General features: G+C 69.6%; 13 protein-coding genes and 1 pseudogene. 4 read left to right on the forward strand and 10 right to left on the reverse strand.

The window, feature by feature from the left end; all coding sequences use genetic code 11:
- Positions 1-10: 10 nt before the first annotated feature.
- The 5 genes from ACIBTX_RS09615 to ACIBTX_RS09635 are packed head-to-tail and all read right to left on the reverse strand — an operon-like array spanning position 11 to position 5,743.
- The gene (locus tag ACIBTX_RS09615) at positions 11-1,210 is read right to left on the reverse strand and encodes a hypothetical protein (RefSeq protein WP_091606468.1); all 1,200 of its coding nucleotides are present in this window, start codon (positions 1,208-1,210) and stop codon (positions 11-13) included.
- Positions 1,211-1,250: 40 nt separating this feature from the next.
- The gene (locus ACIBTX_RS09620) at positions 1,251-2,405 is read right to left on the reverse strand and encodes an acyl-CoA dehydrogenase family protein (RefSeq protein WP_091606465.1); all 1,155 of its coding nucleotides are present in this window, start codon (positions 2,403-2,405) and stop codon (positions 1,251-1,253) included.
- A complete protein-coding gene (locus tag ACIBTX_RS09625) occupies positions 2,390-3,673 on the reverse strand; it encodes an acyltransferase domain-containing protein (protein ID WP_357128464.1) in 1,284 nt (427 codons plus the stop codon). Before ACIBTX_RS09625 ends, ACIBTX_RS09620 begins: the two co-directional genes overlap by 16 nt.
- Positions 3,674-3,702: 29 nt before the next feature.
- On the reverse strand, positions 3,703-3,897 hold the full coding sequence (locus ACIBTX_RS09630; protein WP_091606459.1) for an MbtH family NRPS accessory protein: 195 nt from the start codon (positions 3,895-3,897) through the stop codon (positions 3,703-3,705).
- A 16-nt stretch (positions 3,898-3,913) separates the two neighbouring features.
- Entirely contained in the window at positions 3,914-5,743 is a 1,830-nt protein-coding gene (locus tag ACIBTX_RS09635) for a non-ribosomal peptide synthetase (protein ID WP_091606456.1), read from the reverse strand.
- A gap of 128 nt (positions 5,744-5,871) precedes the next feature.
- On the opposite strand from ACIBTX_RS09635, the gene ACIBTX_RS09640 reads away from it, so the two are divergent.
- Together ACIBTX_RS09640 and ACIBTX_RS09645 are read left to right on the forward strand one after the other, a co-directional pair.
- Positions 5,872-13,518, forward strand: a complete 7,647-nt coding sequence (locus ACIBTX_RS09640; protein ID WP_357174167.1) for an amino acid adenylation domain-containing protein — start codon at positions 5,872-5,874, stop codon at positions 13,516-13,518.
- 3 nt (positions 13,519-13,521) lie between these two features.
- A complete protein-coding gene (locus ACIBTX_RS09645) occupies positions 13,522-14,292 on the forward strand; it encodes a thioesterase II family protein (protein WP_091606449.1) in 771 nt (256 codons plus the stop codon).
- 39 nt (positions 14,293-14,331) lie between these two features.
- On the opposite strand, the gene ACIBTX_RS09650 is transcribed toward ACIBTX_RS09645, so the two are convergent.
- The 5 genes and pseudogenes from ACIBTX_RS09650 to ACIBTX_RS09670 form a co-directional block, all read right to left on the reverse strand.
- Positions 14,332-15,600 (reverse strand): MFS transporter, encoded by a 1,269-nt coding sequence (locus ACIBTX_RS09650; RefSeq protein WP_176730629.1) that lies wholly within the window; start codon positions 15,598-15,600, stop codon positions 14,332-14,334.
- Positions 15,601-15,683: 83 nt separating this feature from the next.
- Positions 15,684-16,277 carry a helix-turn-helix domain-containing protein gene (locus ACIBTX_RS09655; protein WP_357128476.1) on the reverse strand — a complete coding sequence of 198 codons (594 nt, stop codon included), beginning with the start codon at positions 16,275-16,277 and terminating at the stop codon, positions 15,684-15,686.
- A 66-nt stretch (positions 16,278-16,343) separates the two neighbouring features.
- A pseudogene (locus tag ACIBTX_RS09660) lies at positions 16,344-16,667 on the reverse strand (transposase); the annotation flags it as partial.
- Between the two features lie 809 nt (positions 16,668-17,476).
- Positions 17,477-18,265: an ABC transporter permease subunit gene (locus ACIBTX_RS09665; protein WP_357128479.1), complete on the reverse strand. Its 789-nt coding sequence runs from the start codon at positions 18,263-18,265 to the stop codon at positions 17,477-17,479.
- On the reverse strand, positions 18,258-19,172 hold the full coding sequence (locus ACIBTX_RS09670) for an ABC transporter ATP-binding protein (RefSeq protein WP_357128482.1): 915 nt from the start codon (positions 19,170-19,172) through the stop codon (positions 18,258-18,260). Before ACIBTX_RS09670 ends, ACIBTX_RS09665 begins: the two co-directional genes overlap by 8 nt.
- A gap of 84 nt (positions 19,173-19,256) precedes the next feature.
- Here ACIBTX_RS09670 and ACIBTX_RS09675 point away from each other — a divergent pair, with 84 nt between their 5' ends.
- Entirely contained in the window at positions 19,257-19,709 is a 453-nt protein-coding gene (locus tag ACIBTX_RS09675; protein WP_357128484.1) for a MarR family transcriptional regulator, read from the forward strand.
- A 133-nt stretch (positions 19,710-19,842) separates the two neighbouring features.
- Complete coding sequence (locus ACIBTX_RS09680; protein ID WP_357128487.1) at positions 19,843-20,637, forward strand: potassium channel family protein; 795 nt, start codon at positions 19,843-19,845, stop codon at positions 20,635-20,637.
- Positions 20,638-20,726 lie beyond the last annotated feature (89 nt).

A 20,726-nucleotide genomic window follows, 5' to 3' on the forward strand; every position in this document is an offset into this window, starting at 1 on the left:
TTGTCATGACTTATCGGCCGTCAGGCGCGGCGAGCAACTCGGCGACCCGGGCGGGCCAGCCGGCCGGGTCGAGTCCGTGCTGGCACACGACGGCATAGGCCAGCCGCTCCAGGCCGAATCCGGCACACGCGGAGTGCGCGACCTCCCCGTCGGACATGTGGATGCCGAAGGCCGATCCGAAGGTGCGCTCGTGGAGGTTGAACGACCCGACCGCGATGTCCCGGCTGCCGCCGACGTCGAGCCGCAGCTCGTACTTGAGCTCGAGCAGACGCTGCGAGGTGGCGCGGGCGGCCACGTCGAGATCGCCGAAGAACGGATCGCTCGCCACCTCGCACCGGCCGCTGAGGCCGAGATCCTCGGTGAGACCCAGAATGCGGTCGAGGAGGCGCTGCCGGCCGGCTGTCACATGGTCGCGGTCGCCCAGGAAGACGATCTCCCGGATGGTGAAGTCCCAGAGCCGCTCCAGACCGCTGTGGTACTTCTCCTCGTGGCGGAACGACTTGCCGCGGGCGGTCACCACGCCGGCGTCCTCCGGCAGCGTTCCGTCGGCGTGCTGGTGGAAGGTGTGATAGCACATGGTCGGAGGGAGGCAGTAGTCCACGCCGGCGCACCGGTCGAGCACATCGGGCACCATCGCTCCGCCGGTGCTGGTGTCCGTCACGAAGTCGCGGTAGACGTCTCGATCGCTGTGCAGGCGGCTGACGAACATCAGGTACTGCGGGAAGGACGTCAGGTAGCCGCAGCGGTGCATCACGGATGCCGGGATCAGCGTCGGGTAACGCTGTTCGCGCGCGCGGAACTCGTCCACGACGATGTCGCGAATCGTGTCGTCGAGGGCGTCCATCAGGTGCAGCATCTGTGGGCCCAGCGCCACCTGGCCCTGGCCGGAAGGCGACGCCTCCCCGTCGGCCATGAGCCGGTCGAAGGTCCCGTCCGGGACGGGACGCTCGGCCGGGGAGGACCAGATGACCTTCGGTGGACGGGTCAGCTGGCTCAGGACATCGTCGTTCAGTACAGCGTTGACCTTGCGCCGGACCTGGTCGACGTCTCCCTGGTCGGCCACTGTCAGGTCGACGGCGGTGACCTCATCGCCGTTCCGGACGAAGCGGAAGTTGAGGATGTCAGCGGTGGCGAAGAAGATCCGGCGGCCGAACTCCTCGGCGGAAACAGACGACAGCGGCTGTTCCATGGCGATGGTGAGGGTGGTCAAGAGATGCCTCCTCGGGCATGACAGGTCGCGAGCCGGCTGTTCATGCGGGCAGGCCGATCAGCGAAGCGATGATGTTGCGCTGGATCTCCGAGGTGCCGCCGTAGACCGTGCCGGCCAGCGCGTCGCGTACTTCACGTTCGATCGGCTGGTCCTCGACATAGCCTCGGGCGCCATGGATCTGCAGGGCTGCCAGAGCGGAATCGACGAGACCTTCGCTGGCGTACAGCTTGAGCATCGCCGCCTCCAGCATCGCCATCCGGCCCTCCCGCTTGAGCCAGCCGACCTTGTACAGCAGCAGGCGGGCCAGCTCCAGACGGACTCGCATGTCAGCGATGGGATGTGAGACGCCCTGGAAAGCGGCGATCGGTCGGCCGAACTGCCGGCGCGCACTGGCATGCGCCACGGACCGCTCCATGACCCGCTGGAGGGCGCCGACCTGGGCGGCGAACATGAAGCCGCGCTCGTACTCCATCGCCGACGTGAAGAGCCGGTATCCGCCACCGGCAGCGCCGAGCAGGTAGTCCTCCGGGATCACGCAATCCTCGAACCTGACCTCGCCCATCGGGGTCCCGCGCAGACCGGCCTTACCGATCTCGCGGACGACCCGGACGCCCGGCGTCGACGCCGGGACGATGAAGGCCGACAGCCGCCCCTGCGGCGCCGCATCGGGTTCGGTAACGGCGAAGACCACGAACAGATCGGCCACCGGTGCGTTGCTGATGAAACACTTGGTTCCGGTGAGGAGGTACTGACCGTTCTCCTCGACGGCCCTGGTGGTCACCGACAGGGCGTCAGAGCCCACGTCCGGCTCGGTGAGCGCGTGTGCGCCGATCGTCGAGCCGTCGATCAGGCCCGGCAGGAACTGCTTGCGCTGCTGCGGGGTGCCGTGCTCAGCGATGTACACGGCGCAGGCCCAGACGTGGTTGTTGATCGCGAAGACCAGACCATTGTCGGCGCATCCGTAGGCGAGCGCCTCGAAGGCGACGACGCAGCTGAGTGGATCCAGTCCGGCGCCTCCGTACTCGGCCGGGAAGGGCCAGCCCAACACCCCGAACCGGGCACACTCGTCCCACCCCGCACGGTCGAACCGTGCCTCGCGGTCGTTCGCACCGGCCTGCTCGCCCAGGCGTGCCTGCGCGAATTCGATGATCTCGGTGCGCAGCCGGCGTTGGTCCTCGTTCAGCGCGAAGTCCATGATTTTCCCCTCTCGGCGTCCGCCGGCCCGGATCCGGCCGCGGTGGGTTCCCAGGCGCCGTTCGCCCAGGCGTGTGCCAGCACCCGGGCCATCGCGGCCACCTCGCCATGGTCGTTGCCGCGGCTGGTCAGGGTGGCGACGACCGGTGGTGTCCCCGGGCCGCGGGGACGCGCGGGGTGCTGGTTGGCGAGCGAGGTGAGCATCTGCCCGGCACCGACCTCGACCGCCAGCACGCGCGGCATCCCCCACATGCGCGCCAGGTTGCCGGCGAACTGGACCGGCTGGCAGAGGTGCCGGGCCCAGTAGCCGGGCGAGCAGGCTTCCTCGTCGGTCAGCCAGTCACCGGTGACGTTGGAGAGCACCGGGATGCTCGGCGGCGTGAGGGGAATGTTCTCCAGCAGACGCTCCAGCGGCCGGGCGACCGGATCCATCAGCGGGGAGTGGAAGGCGTGCCGGGCCGGCGCCGGAAGAGTGGCGACACCCGCAGAGGTCAGCCGTTCCGCCAGCCGGGCGACGGCCGAGGGCGTCCCTGACACCTGACACAGCCCGGCGCCGTTCACTGCGGCGAGCCACAGGTCGTCTCCGAGATGCTCGGCCAGGTCGCCCGGATCCAGCATCACGACCAGCATGGCGCCGGCCGGTACCTCCTCGATCAACGCCGCTCGGCGCGTGACCAGGGTCAGTGCGTCCCGGATGTCCAGCACTCCGGCCACGCAGGCCGCAACGTACTCCCCGATGCTGTATCCGACCAGCGCGGCGGGTCGGACGCCCCAATGCAGCAGGAGCCGCGCGAGGCAGTACTCCAGGGCGAAGACCAGCGGTTGCGCGAGGCTGGTCCGGCTGAGAGGACCGCCGGCATCCCGCTGGAGGAGCTCCCGCAGGGACCACCCGGTCGGGCCCGACTCGTCGGTGAGCAGCAGCTCGCGCAGATCCTGATCGAGAAGGGGGCGGAGCATCTCGCTGACCCGGTCGAGCTCGGCCCGATAAGCGGGTACGGCGTGATAAAGGTCGCGGCTGAGACCGGGACGCTGGTCGCCCACGCCGGGGAACATCAGCACCACCGAAGCAGGCGGGACGGGCCGGCCACGGGCGACGAGCCACGAATCCCCGCCGTCGAGCAGTTCGGTGCAATGTGCCGCATCGCGTCCGAGCGCCACGACACGATCCTCGTCCGGCACACCGGGTCGTCGCCGCAGGAGCCAGCCCTCGGCGGCCACGGTGCTGGGGCCCGTGGCTTCTGGCGATGGGATGTTCGTCGTGTCGGTCATTCGGGATTCCCCTTCGCGCGCCGGGTCGGTTATCCGTCCATGCTTCGGCGCAGCGACAGCGGGCGCATGTCCGACCACACCTCGTCGATGTGGCTGAGGCAGTCATCCTTGGTGCCGGTCGTGCCGTCGGGCTGCCAGCCGTCCGGAGGGGTCCGGTGCAGCGGCCAGATGGAGTACTGCTCCTCGTCGTTGATCACGACCTGGAACTGCTCCGTGGTGCTCATCTCGTTGTCCTTCCGGTCAGCTGCGCGCCATGCGCAGCACGTCCTCGTCACTCAGGGCGGCGACCTGGCGCTCGACCAGCTCCTCGATACGGGCGGCCACCGCCTCCACCGTCGGATGCTCGAAGAGCAGGTTCATCGGGATGTCGGTGCCGAAGGTGCGGATCATCTGGCTGGTGGTCCGGATGGCCAGCAGGGAGTGCCCGCCGAGAGCGAAGAAGTTGTCGGTGGCGCCTACCCGCGGGGCACCCAGCATGTCCTCCCAGATCCGGGCCACCACCTTTTCCGGTGGTGTCCGGGGGGCCACGTGCTCGTCCTGCTCGACCGCCGCAGGCGTCGGCAGTGCCTGCCGGTCGAGCTTGCCGCTGGGCAGTCGGGGTAGGTGGTCGAGCAGTTCGATGGCCGACGGCACGGCATATCCCGGAAGGGTCGCGGCGGCATGCTCGCGCAGCCGGGCGGCCGTCAGGCCAGGCTGGTCGACCACCAGGAACAACGCGATACGGGCGTCGCCGGACGGCCCGCGCCAGGTGGTCGCGGCGGCATCGGACACTCCGTCGCATCCCCGCATCACGGCCTCGATCTCGCCCAGCTCGATCCGTACCCCGCGGATCTTGACTTGCCGGTCCTGACGGTCGAGATAGTGGAGCCGGCCGGCACGGTCACGGCGGCCGCGGTCGCCGGTGCGGTACACCCGTTCGCCGGGCCGCCACGGATGAGGCAGGAAGGCTGCCGCCGTGCGCCCGGGCGCGTGGAGGTAACCGCGGGCCAGGCCGATTCCGCCGATGTAGAGGTCGCCCGCTTCGTCGTCCGGGACAGCCTGCATGCGGTCGTCGAGGACCAGGACCTCGTTGCGGTCGATCGGACGGCCGATGCTGACCGAGGCGACCGGCCCGGAGCGGTCCTCAGGCGTGCAGGTATGACAGGTCGAGTCGATCGAGACCTCGGTGGCGCCCCAGGTGTTGTCGAGGGTCACCGTGTCCCCGAAGCGGGCCAGGAACCGCTCGGCCAGCCGGGCGGGCAGCGCCTCGCCGCTGGACAGCACGCTGCGGAGTCGGTGCAACCGGTGGACATCGGCGTCGGTCAGCTCGTCGAGGACCAGCTCCAGCATCGACGGTACGAAGTTCAGGTGTACCGCCTCGTACCTGATCGCCGCGTCGATGATCGCGCGAGGGTCACGGTGCGCGCCCGGCGCCAGCATCGCGGTCCGGCCACCGGCGGCCAGTGGCCAGAACAGCTCCACCGCGGCGTCGTCGAAGGTCAACGTCGTCTTGTGCAGAACCGTCTCGGCGGGACTCAGCGGGTGGTGCCGCTGCATCCAGTCCATCCGGTTCGTCCAGCCCCGGTGCGTGCAGGCCACCCCCTTCGGGTGCCCCGTCGAGCCGGACGTGTAGTAGACGGCGCAGAGGCCGTCCGGGTGGACGTCCGGCAGTGCGGGTCCCGGGGTGGGCCCGGCGACGCTGAACGGCAGGACGACGGCGACCGACCGGAGCGCCTCGGCCGTGCTGGCGATCTCGCCGGGCCCGGCCAGACAGATCCGGGCCCGCGCGTCGGCGACCAGTTGCCGGGTCCTGGCCGGTGGGGTGCCGGGCTCGATCGGCAGGTAGGCCGCGCCGGCGCGGAGGATCCCGAGCAGCGCCGTCACCATGGCCGCCGACCGGTCCGGCACGATCGCCACCACGTCGTCCGTACGGGTTCCCCCGGCGACGAGGGCGCCGGCGATCCGATCCGCTCCCGAGACGAGGTCGCGGTAGGTGAGGGCGGTGTTCCCGTCGATCACGGCGATCGCATCCGGCGTCCGGTCACTCTGCGCCACGACGGCCGAGTGCAGGATGGCCCTTGGCTTGGTCATGCCGGCGACGTTGCCCGGTCGACCTATCGAGGCCCTGTTCGATCCCTGTCGGCGCCGGATGCCGCTCCGGTCCCGGGGGGATAGGGCGCCGATAGACCGTGGATAGCCGGCCTCGGGATGGTGCGGCCATGCGAGCGAACCCCCATGACACGGTCGACAGTCTGTTTCGAGCCCAGGTCGCGGCCACGCCGCAGGAACCGGCCATCACCGCGGACGGTGTGACGTTGTCGTACACGGACCTCGACGCACGGGCTTCGGCGGTCGCCGCGGCCCTGCGCCGGCGGGGGTTCGGGCCGGAGACCCCGATCGGTCTGTGCGCCGAGCGGAGTGTGGCGATGATGGCCGGCCTGCTGGGCATCATCCGGGCCGGCTGCGCGTACGTGCCGCTGGACCCGGACTATCCGGTCGACCGGCTGGCGTTCATGCTGACCGACACCGCGGCGCCGGTGGTCCTCACCCACGACGGTCTGATGAACGGTAACGGCGCCGGCGTACCGGTGCTCGACATCGACTCGCTTCCGCCGGGCGAGGCACCCCCGTCGCCCGCCGATCCGGACAACTTGGTCTACGTCATCTACACCTCGGGATCGACCGGCCGCCCGAAAGGGGTGCTGGTCCCCCACCGCGGGGTCGTCAACCGGCTGTTGTGGCACCAGCGCGTGCGACCCATCGGCCCCGGCACCACGATCCTGCAGAAGACACCGATCAGCTTCGACGTGTCCGCCTGGGAGTTGTTCTGGCCGCTGGTGAGCGGTGCCCGGTTGGTCCTTGCCCGGCCCGGCGGACACCGCGATCCGGCCTATCTGGCGCAGATCATCGCAGCCGAGAGAGTGGACATCGTCCATTTCGTACCGTCCATGCTCGCCCAGTTCGTCACCGAGCCCGCCGTGGCGAATCTCGACTGCGTCAGCGATGTCTTCTGCACCGGCGAGGCACTGCCGCCCGATCTGGCCGACCGGGCCGCCAAGCTGATGTCGGCGCAGGTGCACAACATGTACGGGCCGACCGAGACCTCGATCGAGGTGTCGGCGCACACCTGGCAGCCGGGCAGTGACGGGACGAGCGTTCCGATCGGTGACCCGATCGACAACGTGACCTGGTACGTGCTGGACGACAACTTCGAACCGGTGCCGGCCGGTACAGAGGGTGAGCTGTACATCGGCGGCGTCGCCGTCACCCGCGGGTATCACCGCCGGGCCGACCTGACCGCCGACCGGTTCCTGCCCGACCCGTTCGCGGGCGGCGGGCACCGGATGTACTGCACCGGTGACGTGGTCCGCGCGCTGCCGGGCGGGCAGTTGGACTATCTGGGTCGCGTCGATCACCAGGTGAAGATCAATGGAAACCGGATCGAGCTGGGGGAGATCTCCGCCGTACTGCGCGGTCACCCTGCGGTGGCCGATGCCGTCGTGGTGACGCACAGCGAGAACCAGCACACCCGCCTGGTGGCCTACGTCGTCGGTACGGGTGACCGTCCCCTGCCCGGTCGCGACGAGCTGGAGTCGTGGTTGTCCCGCGACCTCCCGGCCTACATGCTGCCGGCGATGTACCTGCCGCTGGCGCACATTCCGTTGACCACCAGCGGCAAGGTCGATCGGGCGGCCCTGCCCGTACCCATGCTGACCCGCGCCGACCTGCGATCGCCGTACTCACCCCCGGAGAACCCGACGCAGCGGACCCTGACCGCGGTCTGGAGCGAGGTGCTCGGCCTGGCCGAGCTCGGCATCGACGACGACTTCTTCGCACTGGGTGGCGACTCGATCTCCGCGCTGCAGATCATCGTCCGCACCCGGGATGCCGGGCTGCAGACGACTGCCGCGCAGATCCTCGGTCTGCGGACCGTCCGCCGGCTTGCCGACGAGGTCGTTCCGACCACGGGTGCCCCGGCGGTCGCCGGTCACGTCGAGGACCCGGCGCTGGCCGAGCTACGCAACCGCGCCGACATCGCCGACGCGTACCCGCTCACCTCGATGCAGGCCGGCATGCTCTTCCACAGCGAGCTGTCCGAGGACAGCGGGGACTATCACCAGCAGACGGTGATCGACGCCGTTGCGCCCGTCGACGACGAGGCGCTGACCGCGGCCCTCCAGGACCTGGTCGACACGCACCCGGTGCTGCGGAGCCGGGTCCAGCTCGAGGGGGTCGCCGACCCGACCCAGGTGGTGCTGCGGCGGTTCGCGCTTCCGGTCCGGAAGATCGACTGGCGAGACCGCCCGGACGCCGAACGCCCGGCTCTCTTCGCCGCGTTCCTCCGGGAGGACCGGTTAGCGTCGTTCGATCTCGTCTCGGCGCCACCTGTGCGCGCCACTCTCATCGACTTCGGAGCCCACACCCGGCTGGTCCTCAGCCACCATCACCTGATCCTGGACGCCTGGAGCCTCGCCACGCTGACCGAGCAACTCGGCGTCGCATACGCTGCTCGGCGTGCCGGGCGCCGCGCGGAGATCCACGGCGTGCCGTACCGGCGTCTCACCGACTGGCTCCGCGCTCAGGATCGCGGACCCACCGAGGACTTCTGGCGCGCGTACCTGGCCGGCCTGACCGAGCCGACGGCCTGGGAGGTGCACGGTTCGGGCCACGACACCGCCACGGACGGGACGATCGGCGAGGTCACCATGGACGTCGACGGCCCGCTGCTGGCCCGACTGCGTGCGGCCTCCCGGAACGCGGGGTTGACCGCCAGCACGCTGGCGCACGGGTTCTGGGCGCTGCTGCTGGTGGTCTACAGCGGACAGGACGAGGTGGTGTTCGGGTCGACGGTGGCGGGGCGACCGGCCGACCTGCCCGCGGTGGAGGACATGGTCGGCCTGTTCATCAACACCATTCCGGTACGTGCCTGCTACCACGGGAGCGACACCCTGGCCGGCTGGCTGAACGACCTGCAGACCGACCTGGTGCGGATGCGCGATCACGCGCACGCGGCGCTGCCGGACATCCAGGCGGTGAGCGACATGCCGAGGGGCACGCCGTTGTTCGACACCATCGTCATCGCCCAGAACCAGCCGGGCACCGGTCCGGCCGCGCACGCTGCGGGTCTGCGCCTGGCCGAGACGTACGAGCGCACCGGCTATCCGCTGATCCTGATGGTGGAGGAGCAGCCGGACCGGATCCGCTTCCTCCTTCGCCACCAGTTGCGCGCCGTGCAGCCCGAGACCGCGCGACGCATCGCCGACCACCTGCGTACGGTGGCCGAAGCGTTCGCCGAGGAACCCGGCCGGCTGCTCCGCGACACCTCCGTGCTGAGCCGGGCCGAACACGACCGTCTGCTGAGCATCAACGACACCGTGGTGCCCGGCCCCGACGATGCCACCATCCATGGCCTGTTCGAGGAACAGGTCCGCCGCACGCCGAACGCCGCTGCGCTGCTCTGGGGCGAGCAGACGATGACGTACCGGGAGCTGAACGCCAGGGCGAACCGGCTGGCCCGTCACCTGAAGGGCATCGGTGTCGGTCCGGAGAGCCTGGTCGGCGTGATCGTCGAGCGCAGCCCCGAGCTGCTGGTCACCCTGCTCGCGGTGCTGAAGGCGCAAGCCGCGTACGTGCCCCTGGCGCCGGACAACCCGGCCGCGCGGGTCCGCACCATCATGGCCGACGCCGGGCTGTCCCATGTGGTGTCCCAGGACCAGTACCAGACCTTGCTGACCGACCCACCTGGACAGGTATGCCTGCTCGACCGCGACGCCGAGCTGATAGCTGAGCAGGACGACACCGACCCGCCCGGGGCCCGGCACGCCGACCAGCTCGCCTACGTCATCTACACCTCGGGCTCGACGGGACGACCCAAGGGGGTGGCCTGCCACCATCGCGGCCTCGTCAACTACTTGCGGTTCTGCGCCGATCGGTACACGGGCGGGCGCGACGGCGGCACGGCTCTCTTCTCATCCGTCGGATTCGACATGATCGTGCCGAACCTCTACACCCCACTGCTGCTCGGCCGACCGGTCCGCCTGCTGCCGGAAGGGCTCGACCCGGCGCAACTGGCCGCGGAACTGGTGCGCGGTGGCCCGTACAGCTTCCTCAAGATGACCCCGGGTCACCTGGAGCTGCTCACCCAGCAACTCACCGCCGCGGAGGCGGCTGGACTGGCGGGGGTGCTCGCCGTCGGTGCGGACGCGTTTCCGTCTTCCGCGTTGCGCCGCTGGCGGAGCCTCGCTCCGGACAGTGACATCCTCAACGAGTACGGTCCGACCGAGGCGTCCGTGGCGAACTCGGTGTACACGCCGGTGGGTGATCCAGTCGATCGGGATCTGCTGCCGATCGGTAGTCCGATCCCGCACACGACGATGTACGTACTCGACCGAAATCTGGCCCCGGCGCCGGTCGGCGTGCCGGGGGAGATCTACATCGGCGGCGTCTGCCCGGCCCGGGGTTACCTGCACCAACCCGGCTTGACCGCGGAGCGTTTCCTGCCCGATCCCTACACCGGTCGCCCCGGCATGCGGATGTACCGCACCGGCGACCGGGGCTACCAGCTGCCCGACGGCAACGTGCAGTTCCAGCGCCGACTCGACGACCAGGTGAAGATCCGCGGGTACCGGGTCGAGACCGGCGAGATCGAACAGCATCTGGCCACCCATCCCGGCGTCGAGCGGGCGATCGTGTTGGCCCGGTCGGATCAGCAGAATCGCCGCCAGCTGGTCGCCTACGTCGTCGGTAGCGGTACCGGTACCGACGACGCAGGCGGCGTGCCCGGCGCGGGTGAACTGCGCGAGTTTCTCGGCCGGCTCCTGCCCGGCTACCTGATCCCTTCGCTGTTCGTGGCGATCGACGCGGTGCCGCTGGACGCCAACGGCAAGGTCGAGCGTCGGGCGTTGCCCGCCCCGGACCTCGTCGCGGAACCCGCCGACCGGGGATACGACGCCCCTCGCGACGAGGTGGAGGTGCGGGTCGCGGCCATCTGGGCCGCAGCACTGGGCCTCGATCGGGTCGGTGTCCACGACAACTACTTCGAACTCGGCGGCGACTCCATCCTGACGATCCAGATCATGGCCGCGGCCCGCGCGGAGGGCCTGGAGATCACGCCGAGGCTCATCTTCCGGTATCCGACGGTGGCCACCCTCGCGGCGCACACCGAGCCGGTGGCGACCGCCTCGGACGCGGCCGGGGCGGAGGCCGGCGACATCGGCGGCACCCTGCCACCGACGCCGATGCAAGCCTGGTTCCTGAATTGCGACCTGGCCGACGCACACCACTACAACCAGTCCGTCCTGCTGGAGACCGAGATCGAGGACCCGACGGTGATAGCCGAAGCGCTGCGCGCCGTCGTGAACAGGCACCCGGCGCTGCGGGCGCGCTTCACCCGGACCGATGCGGGCTGGCAGCAGCACATCGAGCCACCCGGGGATGCCGACCTGTTGATCCACGAGTCGATCGCCGACGACGAGGAACTCTCGGCCGTCGCGGACCGGGTGCAGGCAAGCCTCGATCTGACCCGCGGACCCTTGCTACGCGCAGCGCTCGTCACGCGCCGGGACCGGCCGGCCAACCTGATCGTCGTCGTCCATCACCTCGCGGTCGACACGGTGTCCTGGCGGTTCCTGGTCGAAGACCTGGCGGCGGCGTGTGACACCGACGGGCAGGACGCCGCCCTGCCGGCCACGGAGGTGCACCCCGGCGTGTGGGCCGCAGCGCTCAAGCGGCGCGCTGACGACCCGACGGTGCTGGCTCTGTGTGACCGGCTCACCGTGCCGACCGGGACCGCGCTGCCCGGCGACCCGGACGCGGGCTCCGACCTCGTCGGCGCCGCCAGCACCGTGCGCGCCGAGCTCGGCGTGAAGGACACCCGGCTGCTGCTGAGCGGCGCCCCCGCCGCCCGGCACGTGCAGGTCGAGGACGTGCTGCTGACCGCCCTCGCCCTGGCCCTGCGGGACTGGGCCGGTGGCTCGGTGCGGGTGGACGTCGAGCGGCACGGCCGCGACCATCCCCTGCCCGGCATCGACATCTCCCGTACGGTCGGCTGGTTCACCTCGGTGGTGCCGTTCGCACCGTCGATCGACGGCGATGACCTCGGCGCCGCACTCGACACCGTCAAGGAACATCTCCGCTCGATGCCCCACGGCGGCTTCGACCATGCCCTCCTGCGTCACCTCAGTACCAGCCCGCAGGCGGATCGGTTGCGCGCCGAGCAGGACGCCGAGGTGGTGTTCAACTATCACGGCCGGGTGACACCGCCGTCCGCCACCGGTCCGCTGCGCATGCTGGCACCGGTGTGCGGCGCCGACCGTGCACCCGGGCAGCGCCGTACCCATCCGATCGAGATCGAGGCCGAGATCCGCGAGGACCGGCTCCTGGTCGATTGGACCTACCCTCCGGAGCGGCTGGCGGAGTCGAGCGTGGTGACGGTGGCCGAGCGGTTCCTCGACCACGTCAACGAACTGGTGCGGTACTGCGTCGCACACCCCGGCGGGCACACTTCCTCCGACTTCCCGCTCGCCCGCCTGACCGACGACGAAGTCCGCCTCATCACCTCCGGGCCCGGAGTCGTCGAGGACGTCTATCCGCTCACCACCACCCAGGCCGGCATGCTGTTCCAGACTCTTCTGCGCCCGGACGAGGGCGTCTACATCGACCAGCAGAACCTCCGGCTGACCGGTGCGGTGGACCTGGCTCTGTTCGAGCGGGCCTGGCGCGAGGCCGCGGGCCGGCACGCAATCCTGCGGACCACCGTGGACTGGCAGAGCGGGCAGGAACCGGTTCAGGTCGTCTGGCGGGAACCGGAACTGTTCATCCGTACGGTGGACGATGCGGCCGGAGTCGCGGTCGCCGAGCGGAGTACGGGCATGACCCTCGACCGGGTGCTCTGGAAACTGGTGCTGAGCCGTTCGGAGGACGCCGTCACCGGCATCCTCACCTATCACCATCTGCTGCTCGACGGATGGAGTGTCGATCTGCTCCTGCGCGACGTGATGGCGGTCTACACGGCGTTGCTGGAGGGACGACCGGCCCGCCTGGAGCCCGCGACGGCCTTCCGGCAGTACGTCGGCTGGCTCGGGACGTTGGATGCCGTCGAATCGGGCCGGTACTGGGCCACCCAGCTGCACGACGTCACTGAGCCCACCCCGATGCCGGTTCCGGCACCGCAGGCGGAGCGCCGGGGGAGCGACTACGTGACGCTCAGCCTCACCGACGAGCAGACGCGGACCGTCCGGGCATACGCGCGCGGACACGGGCTCACCCTGGCCAGTGTGGCCACTGCCGCCTGGGCGACAGCGCTCGGTCACCTGACCGATCGCGACGACGTGCTCTTCGGCTGCACCGTCTCCGGGCGCACCGCCGCATTTCCGGGGGCCGACCGGGTCGTCGGGCCGATGCTCAACACGTTGCCCGTCCGGGTGCGCCTCGACGCCGGAATGGCGGTGCCCGCCTGGCTCGACGACGTCCAGGCGCAGATGGTGCGTATGCAGGAGCACGAGAACTCGCCCCTCAGCGAGGTCCAGGAGTGCACCGGGATCCCGCGCGGGGTGCCGCTGTTCCACAGCATCGTGGTGACCGAGACGCTGTCGCCGACGGTCTGCACCGGCCGGGCCACGCTCACCGTGGCCGGCGCAGTGGAGAGCACTGAGTATCCGCTGGTCGTCAACGTGGTTGACGCTGATCGGCTGCGGTTGGAGCTGCTCTACGACCGCCGCTGGTACGACGCCCCAGCCGCTGCGACCGTTGCGCACACCTTCCTCGAGGTGCTGCGCGCCCTGTGCGCCGGCGACGCCGAGACCCTCGGCGAGATCATGGTCGGGTCGATGCCCATGCCGATGTCCATCGCCAACGGGCAGGGGTGACCCATGGACACCGGTCTCCTGCCGTACCGCCGATCCACTGCGACGCCGCGGATCCGTCTCTACTGCCTGCCGTTCGCGGGCGGCAGCGCGGCGGCATATCTCGGCTGGGCCGATCGGCTGCCACCGGACGTCGAGCTGTGTCCGTTGCAGCTGCCCGGACGGGGCGCCCGGGCTGATGAGCCGCCGCGCACCCGGATCGCCGAGTTGAGCGCCGAGATCGCCCACGGCATAGCGGACGAACGGTACCGGCTGCCGTTCGTCCTGTTCGGGCACAGCATGGGCGGTCTGCTCGCGTACGAGACCGCCCAGATGTTGCGGGACAGGGGCGGTCCGGAGCCGCGGCGCCTGGTGGTCAGTAGCGCGCGCAGCCCGGACCGCTGGAACCGGCTCCGGACATCGTCCCACCTCGGCAGCGATGCCGCCTTGACCACGATGTTACGGGCGCAGGGCGGCACGCCGCCCGAGTTCTTCGATCACCCCGACCTGGTCGCCCGCGCCATTCCGATCCTGCGGGCGGACCTGGAGGCGTGCGAGCGCTACCGGTACGCCGAACGGCCCCCGCTCACCGTGCCGATCGATGTGCTGGGCGGGCGTGACGACCCCGAGGTCGACGAGGCTGACCTGCTCGGCTGGCGGAGGCACAGCACCGCGCCATCGTCGCTGCACGTGTTCGACGGGGGCCACTTCTACCAGGAGAGTTCGACGGACGCGATGTTCACCGTACTCACGGCCGTATTGTCCGGCATCTGCCTGCCTCGCCACTCCTCCTCGTGACCCGGCACCTCGCTGCCCCGCTGATCGGTCCTCGACCGGTCAGCGGGTCGTAGCGGGTTGCGGCGTCACCGGGCGGCGGTCGTTGCGCGCCGCGAGGTACAGCGGGGCGGCGACGGCCAGGATGATCGCACCGATCACCATCGCCGCGCTCAGGCTGATGGCGTCGGCCAGCGCGGTCAGCGTGACGAGTCCGAGTGCGGCGGCCGGCTGCGAGACCATCGAGTTCAGCGACAACACGGTGGCGCGCTCGTCGGTGCCGACCTGGCGGTGCAGCAGCGCGTTGTGCAGCGGGTTCGACGCGCCGTGCACGAGATAGCAGGCGAGGAACGCGGTGATGATGCCGGCGAGCCCGCCGAACAGTGCCATCGCGGCGACGGCGAGCCCCTGCAGGACCCGCATCAGGGCGGCGGCGAGCGGCGTGCCGACGCGTTCCGCAACCGGGATGATCAGAGCCGCGCCGGCTGCCGAGGCGATCCAGGCGAACGCTGTCAACGGCCCCATCAGCGAGGCGATCTGTTCCGTGTCTCCGGTTACCGCGGTCAGCCGGACCGCGGTAAGCGTCTCGAAGCTGACCATCCCGAATCCCCACAGGATCTCCACGGCGAGCAGGCAGATCAGCACACGGGAGCGGGTCATGAGCCGCGTTGCACTGGCGACCGTCCGTCCGAATCGGACCGACGGGCGGTCTCGTCCGGACCGTTCCGGCCGGTTCCGCGGCTCCTCGCGCAGCAGGACCGTCACGAACCCGAGCTCGATCACCCGCACCACGATCGCGATGACGACCGGCGTGACGATGCCGGGAACGCCGGGAATCGGCTGAACCGCAACGAGGAGGCCGCTCAGCAACGAGCCCGCGCCGATGGCGATGCTCATCACGGTGCCACCCAGACCGAGTCCGCGCTCGATGGAGGTGTCCGGGTCCCGGGCCAGGGTGCTGTCCACGAACCAGGCATCGAGCGGTCCGCTGTCGAGGGCCCGATAGACGCCCTGGATCAGGAAGTAGACGGCGAAGGCGGCAACCGACGACGCGAAGGCGAACAGCAGCAGGGAGCAGATGTTGACCGCGGAGGCGAAGAGCAGTACCGGTCGCCGACCGAACGTGTCGGCCGCGCCACCCGTCGGCACTTCGAGGCAGAGGATCGTCAGTCCCTGGATCGCCATGACCACGCCGAGTTGGCCGAGGCTGAGTCCACGCTGAAGCGGCAGGAGCACCAGCACCGGAATGATCAGGCCGCTGGGGAACCACCGAAGGGCGAGCAGGATCAGATAGTCGCGGCGGATCCTCGAGGCGTTGGTCGGCGGTGGCACAGCATTCCCTCCTTCGATCGGTGCACCCATCGAGCGCACGGGTTGGCCCTCGCCGGAACACGAAGGGGGAGCCGAAGCGTCGGTCAACCGCCTGACGCGGTCGGCGGCAGCGGCGCGATGATCAGAGTGATGTCGATCGGTACGGCACCCTCGGGCCGGCTCGCGGTGTCGCCGAGCGGACGGCGCTGCACCCAGAGCGAGATGAGGGCCTCCCAGGCGCGGTGCAGCTCGGCCAGCTCGTCGACGGTCAAATAGGCGAGGTTCTGTGAGACCCCGGTGTGCTCACTCCAGCGGGAATCCATCTCCGGGCGGCGTTGCTGCCACTCGGCCAACTGAGCGGCGCTGCGCTCCAGCACGAACCGCTCCAACATGCTCAGTCCCTCGTGGCCCTCGGCTGTCTCGCCGGGCTCCCAGTCCTGGGAAACGGCGGTCACCCGCCACGGGCGCTCCCGGTTGTCGCTGCGGCCGGCCTGCTCGACGAAGCCGTACTTCCCGAGCTGGCGCAGGTGATGGGAGGCGAGCGCCTGGCTGATCCTCAGCGCGCGCGCGGCCGTCGCAGCCGTCATGGTGCCCTCACGGCCGACGAGTGCGTGGAGCTTGAGTCGAAGCGGGTGGGCCAGAGCGCGCATGGCTACCGGGTCGCCGATGACGCGCCGCCGCCCACTTTCCAAGGACATGCTTGGAGTCTCCTCGCTTTCTGCCGAATGTCAAGCAGATGCTTGGGAATCTCCCGCCCGGCGGGCTGCGGGCGGGCGGCGAACCTGGCCGGCCTTCTCCCGCGCCTGGCAACGCAGCAGATCATGGATCACCTGGTCGGTGCCGTCATCACGCCACAGGGCGAAGTAGTAGTAGGTGGCGGACTTCGGCGGCAGGTCGTGCGGCAGGTACGCCCACTGACACCCGGTCCGGTTCTGGTAGAAGATCGCGTTCACGATCTCCCTCAGCTCGTAGCGACCCTGATGCCCCGACACCGACGGGTGGCGGTCCTTCCACGCCTGCAGGAACGGTCCGACCACCGCCCACTGCTCATCGGTCAGGTCACTCGGATACGCCGCACGCTCACCCATGATCAGCCCAACGCGGCCGGACCCCACCGGTTACGACCACGGCTCACATTCCGCGCCAGGCCAAGGTGAACGATGAATCTCTCGCCGCTTCACGCTGAGGAGCCTCTCGTGCCGACCGGATCCCGGGCGGTCAGCCCGGGACCCTACAGGTAGCCTGATTTCAGGCGAGTGGAATAGCGCCGATAAGGCGCAACCCGTGTTGGGTATCGGTTCGTGTCGATCCTAGGACACGTTATTTCCCCACGAAGCGTGATTTCTCTTCGCGTTTCGAGCAATCCCCGTCCCGTTGGACGGGGATTTTTGCTGTGGTGGCGAGGAAGCTCCCCGCCGGGGTGAGCGGGTAGATCGCGGGCTCGACTTCGATGGTCCACGCGTGGTGGTCACACACAATGATCATGTTGTTGGTGCTGCGGTGGTGCCGGCGAGCGGATCGGTCGTGCTCCGCTCAGTTCGTTGCGTCCTTTCCAACCCGGCGCTCTGTTTGTGCCCACAGGCGTGATGACATGCGGCTCTTTGTCTTCTTCCCGCCTGCACCTGCGGTCGCAGCGGTGCGGTGCTGTGGTTGTCTGGTGAAGATCGGCCCGGCGCGTTCAGCACGGTCCGACCGACTCGCCACGATCGCCGCCGTTCATGGCCCGTGCGCCAAGCGCAGCAGGGCTGTCTCACACATCGTGTCCGAGGTGCCGGTCAGTGACGGCGGCAGGATCGGGGCTGCCGTGCCCGCGGGGGCCGCGGCGGAGTTGATGCCCGTGGCTGCATGACGTCCAGTGCGTCGGGCCACACCGCTGGCGTGGTGAGGGCGGTCGCGGTCAGCTGGTCAGGTCGCGGCGGTTGAATGCCGCTACGGCGCCGGTCAGCAGGACCGCGGTGGTGGCGGTCAGGATGGTCAGGTCGGCCCATTGGAAGCCGTTACGCAGGGGTTCTCCGCCGATGTAGTAGTGGAAGGGGGAGGCGTAGCGGAGGGCGTCGGCGCCGATCTGGCTGGCGAAGGTGCTGGCGGCGTAGGTGAGGACGGCGATGCCCGCGCTGCCGGCGAGGGCGGCGGGTCGGCTGCCGGTGGCCGCGCCGACGGTCATCGCGACCGTCCCGAAGACGATGATCAGCAGGGCCAGGGCGAGACACTGGGCGGTGAACTCGCCGACGGTGATGCTGTCGAGTTGTGCGCCGGGCCGGATGGCCAGCAGGGCCAGCAGGACCACCACCGCGATGAGGATGGCGCTGACGGTGAGCGCGGCGAAGCGGTGCAGCAGCAGCCGGGTGCGGCTGACCGGGTGGGCGAGGAGTAGGTCGAGGTAGCCGGCTTCCTCATCGCCGGCGACTGCGCGGGTGCCGGTGACGATGCCGAAGATGACGGCGACCAGGGGCACGATGATGCCGAACACGCTGGAGCCGAGATACCCGGCGGCGGAGGAGAGGTCCTCCATCCGCAGCGCCTGCCGCAGCCCGGGGGAGAAGCCTTGGACGGTCTGTCCCATCGCGCGGTCGGCGACCTGGGGATAGAAGCCGGCATACATCGCTGCGAGCAGGGCGATGCCGGCGGTGAAACCGGCCAGGGCCCGCCGGCCGTCCCACAACGTCTTGGTCAGCAGGTTAGGCATGCGTGGTCTCCTTGCTTGCAGCGTCGGGCTGGTAGTAGGTGAGGAACAGCTGTTCCAGGTCGGGTTCGGTGGCACGGAGGCTCACGACCCGCTGCTGGGCGAGTACGCGGATGAGCCCGTCGGGGCTGCCGGCGAGGCGGAACCTCGCGGTCGGGCCGTCAGCGGTCAGGCCGGTCACCTCCGGCAGGGCGGCGAGTGCGGTGTCATCGACCGGGTCGGCGAAGGTGACCAGGAATTCGTGCACGCTGCGGTCGCGGAGTCGAGCCACCGTGTCGAGGGCGACGAGCTGGCCGTCGCGGATGATGCCGACCCGGTCGGCGACCGCCTCGACCTCGCTCATGATGTGCGAGGACATGAACACGGTCTGCCCGTCGGCTCTGGCTTCGCGGACCAGGTCGAGGAACGTCTGCTGCACCAGGGGGTCCAGCCCGGACGTCGGCTCGTCGAGGATCAACAGTTCGGGGCGGTGCATGAATGCCTGTACCAGGCCGATCTTCTGCCGGTTGCCCTTCGACAGGGTCTTGATCCGCGCGGTCAGATCCAACTCCAACCGCCCGGCCAGCTCGCCGATGCGGGCCTTCGGCACGCCTCCGCGCAGGTCGGCCAGGAACGTCAGGCACTCACCGACGCGCTGGCGGGGGTTGACCACGAACTCCCCGGCGAGATACCCGATCCGCCGGTGCAGCGCCACCGCGTCCCGGCGCGGGTCGTGCCCGAACACCAGCGCGTGTCCGCTGGTCGGTCGGATCAGGTCCAGTAGCACGCGGATGGTGGTCGACTTGCCAGCCCCATTCGGACCCAGGTAGCCGAACACCTCACCCTCGGCGACGGACAGGTCGAGGCCGCGCAGTCCCGTGCGGCGGCCGTAGGTCTTGGTCAGCTTCTCCAGCTGGATCACATCAGCCATGGCTTGCAGAGTATCGAATGTTCAAAGATTTCTGAAGATTGCAAGATGTTAGGCTTCTGGTCGATCGAGCGCGGGAGGGCGCGGATGGCTTTGAGTGGTCCAGCGGAGAAGCTGGCACTGACCCTCGCCGAGGGCGGGTTGCAACGGATGACGGCGCGAGTGCTGGCGGCGTTGCTGTTCACCGAGCAGGAGACGATGACCGCTGGCGAGATCGCGGACACCCTGGCCATCAGTTCCGGCAGCGTGTCCACCGCCATCAAGTCCCTCGGAACCGTCGGGTTGATCGAGCGAGTGCCCGCTCCGGGTAGTCGCCGCGAGCACTTCCGGCTTCGTGACGGCGCGTGGGCGACCCTCATGTCCGGCCAGAACGCGATGATCGGAAGCATGCGGGAAGCCGCCGAAGAAGGCATCACGGTGGCCGGCGTGGGCAGCCTCGCCGCAACCCGCCTTACCGAGATGCGCGACTTCTACGACTACCTCTGGCGTGAACTGCCGGCGCTCATCGACAGATGGCGGGACAAGAAGGACGATCAGTAAGTCCCCACTGCGCGCCGACATGGTTAACCACGGGATCCTGGCCGGGTTTGACGTGATGACCGAGTGAGCCCACGCACGCTGGAGGGTGATCATTGCCGATATGAGCGGACCGGATCTTCGGGCGGAGCCAGAGATGCAGGGTGGGGCAGATCGGCGGTTGGCCCGGTCGGCGAACTGGGAGCGGCTCACCGCAGCGCCGTTGACGGTGTTGTCGATGGTCTTCCTCGGGGTGTACGCGGCGCCGATCCTGCGCACCGATCTGGCGCCGGCGTGGCGGGACGCCTGCGCTGTGACGTCGGTCGTCATCTGGTTGCTGTTCTGGCTCGACATGCTGGTACGCCTGAAGCTGGCCACCGACCGGCGTCGGTTCCTGCGGGGCCACCTGTTCGACCTCGTCGTGCTGGCACTACCGGTGCTGCGCCCCTTGCGCGCCGTACGGCTGATCATGGTGGTGTTGACGATCAGCCGGCGCACGGAGGTCTGGGCGCGGGGCCGACTCGCCGTCTACGTCGCCACCACCACCGTGCTGCTGGTTCTGGTGTCCGCGCTCGCGGTGTTGGATGCCGAACGGTCCGGGGCCGATCCGAACATCACGTCGTTCGACGACGCCCTCTGGTGGGCGACAGTCACCATCACCACCGTCGGGTACGGCGACCACTACCCGGTCACCTCGATGGGGCGGTTCGTCGCGCTCGGGTTGATGATCGGGGGGATCGGTCTGATCGGTTTCGTCACGGGTTCGCTAGCGACCTGGATCGTGGAGCGGGTCGCTTCAGCCTCCGAGCAGCCGGCCGCCGCGACGAGCGCGGACGTCGCGGCGCTGCGGGCGGAGATCGCGGCGCTGCGTCAGCACATCGAGGCGGCTGCGCCGAAAGGATTCTTGACCGAGCCGGACGGGCGGGCACCCGCACCGAGGCCCTCGCCATGACCGCTCGACTCCTCACCGGTGCGCCGGCTGGTCAGAAGTGTTTACCTTCCTGTGTCGGCTGCCGTCGAGCAGTCTGGCCAGACGAACGA

The sequence above is a fragment of the Micromonospora sp. NPDC049359 genome (assembly GCF_044466585.1).
Taxonomy (GTDB): domain Bacteria; phylum Actinomycetota; class Actinomycetes; order Mycobacteriales; family Micromonosporaceae; genus Micromonospora.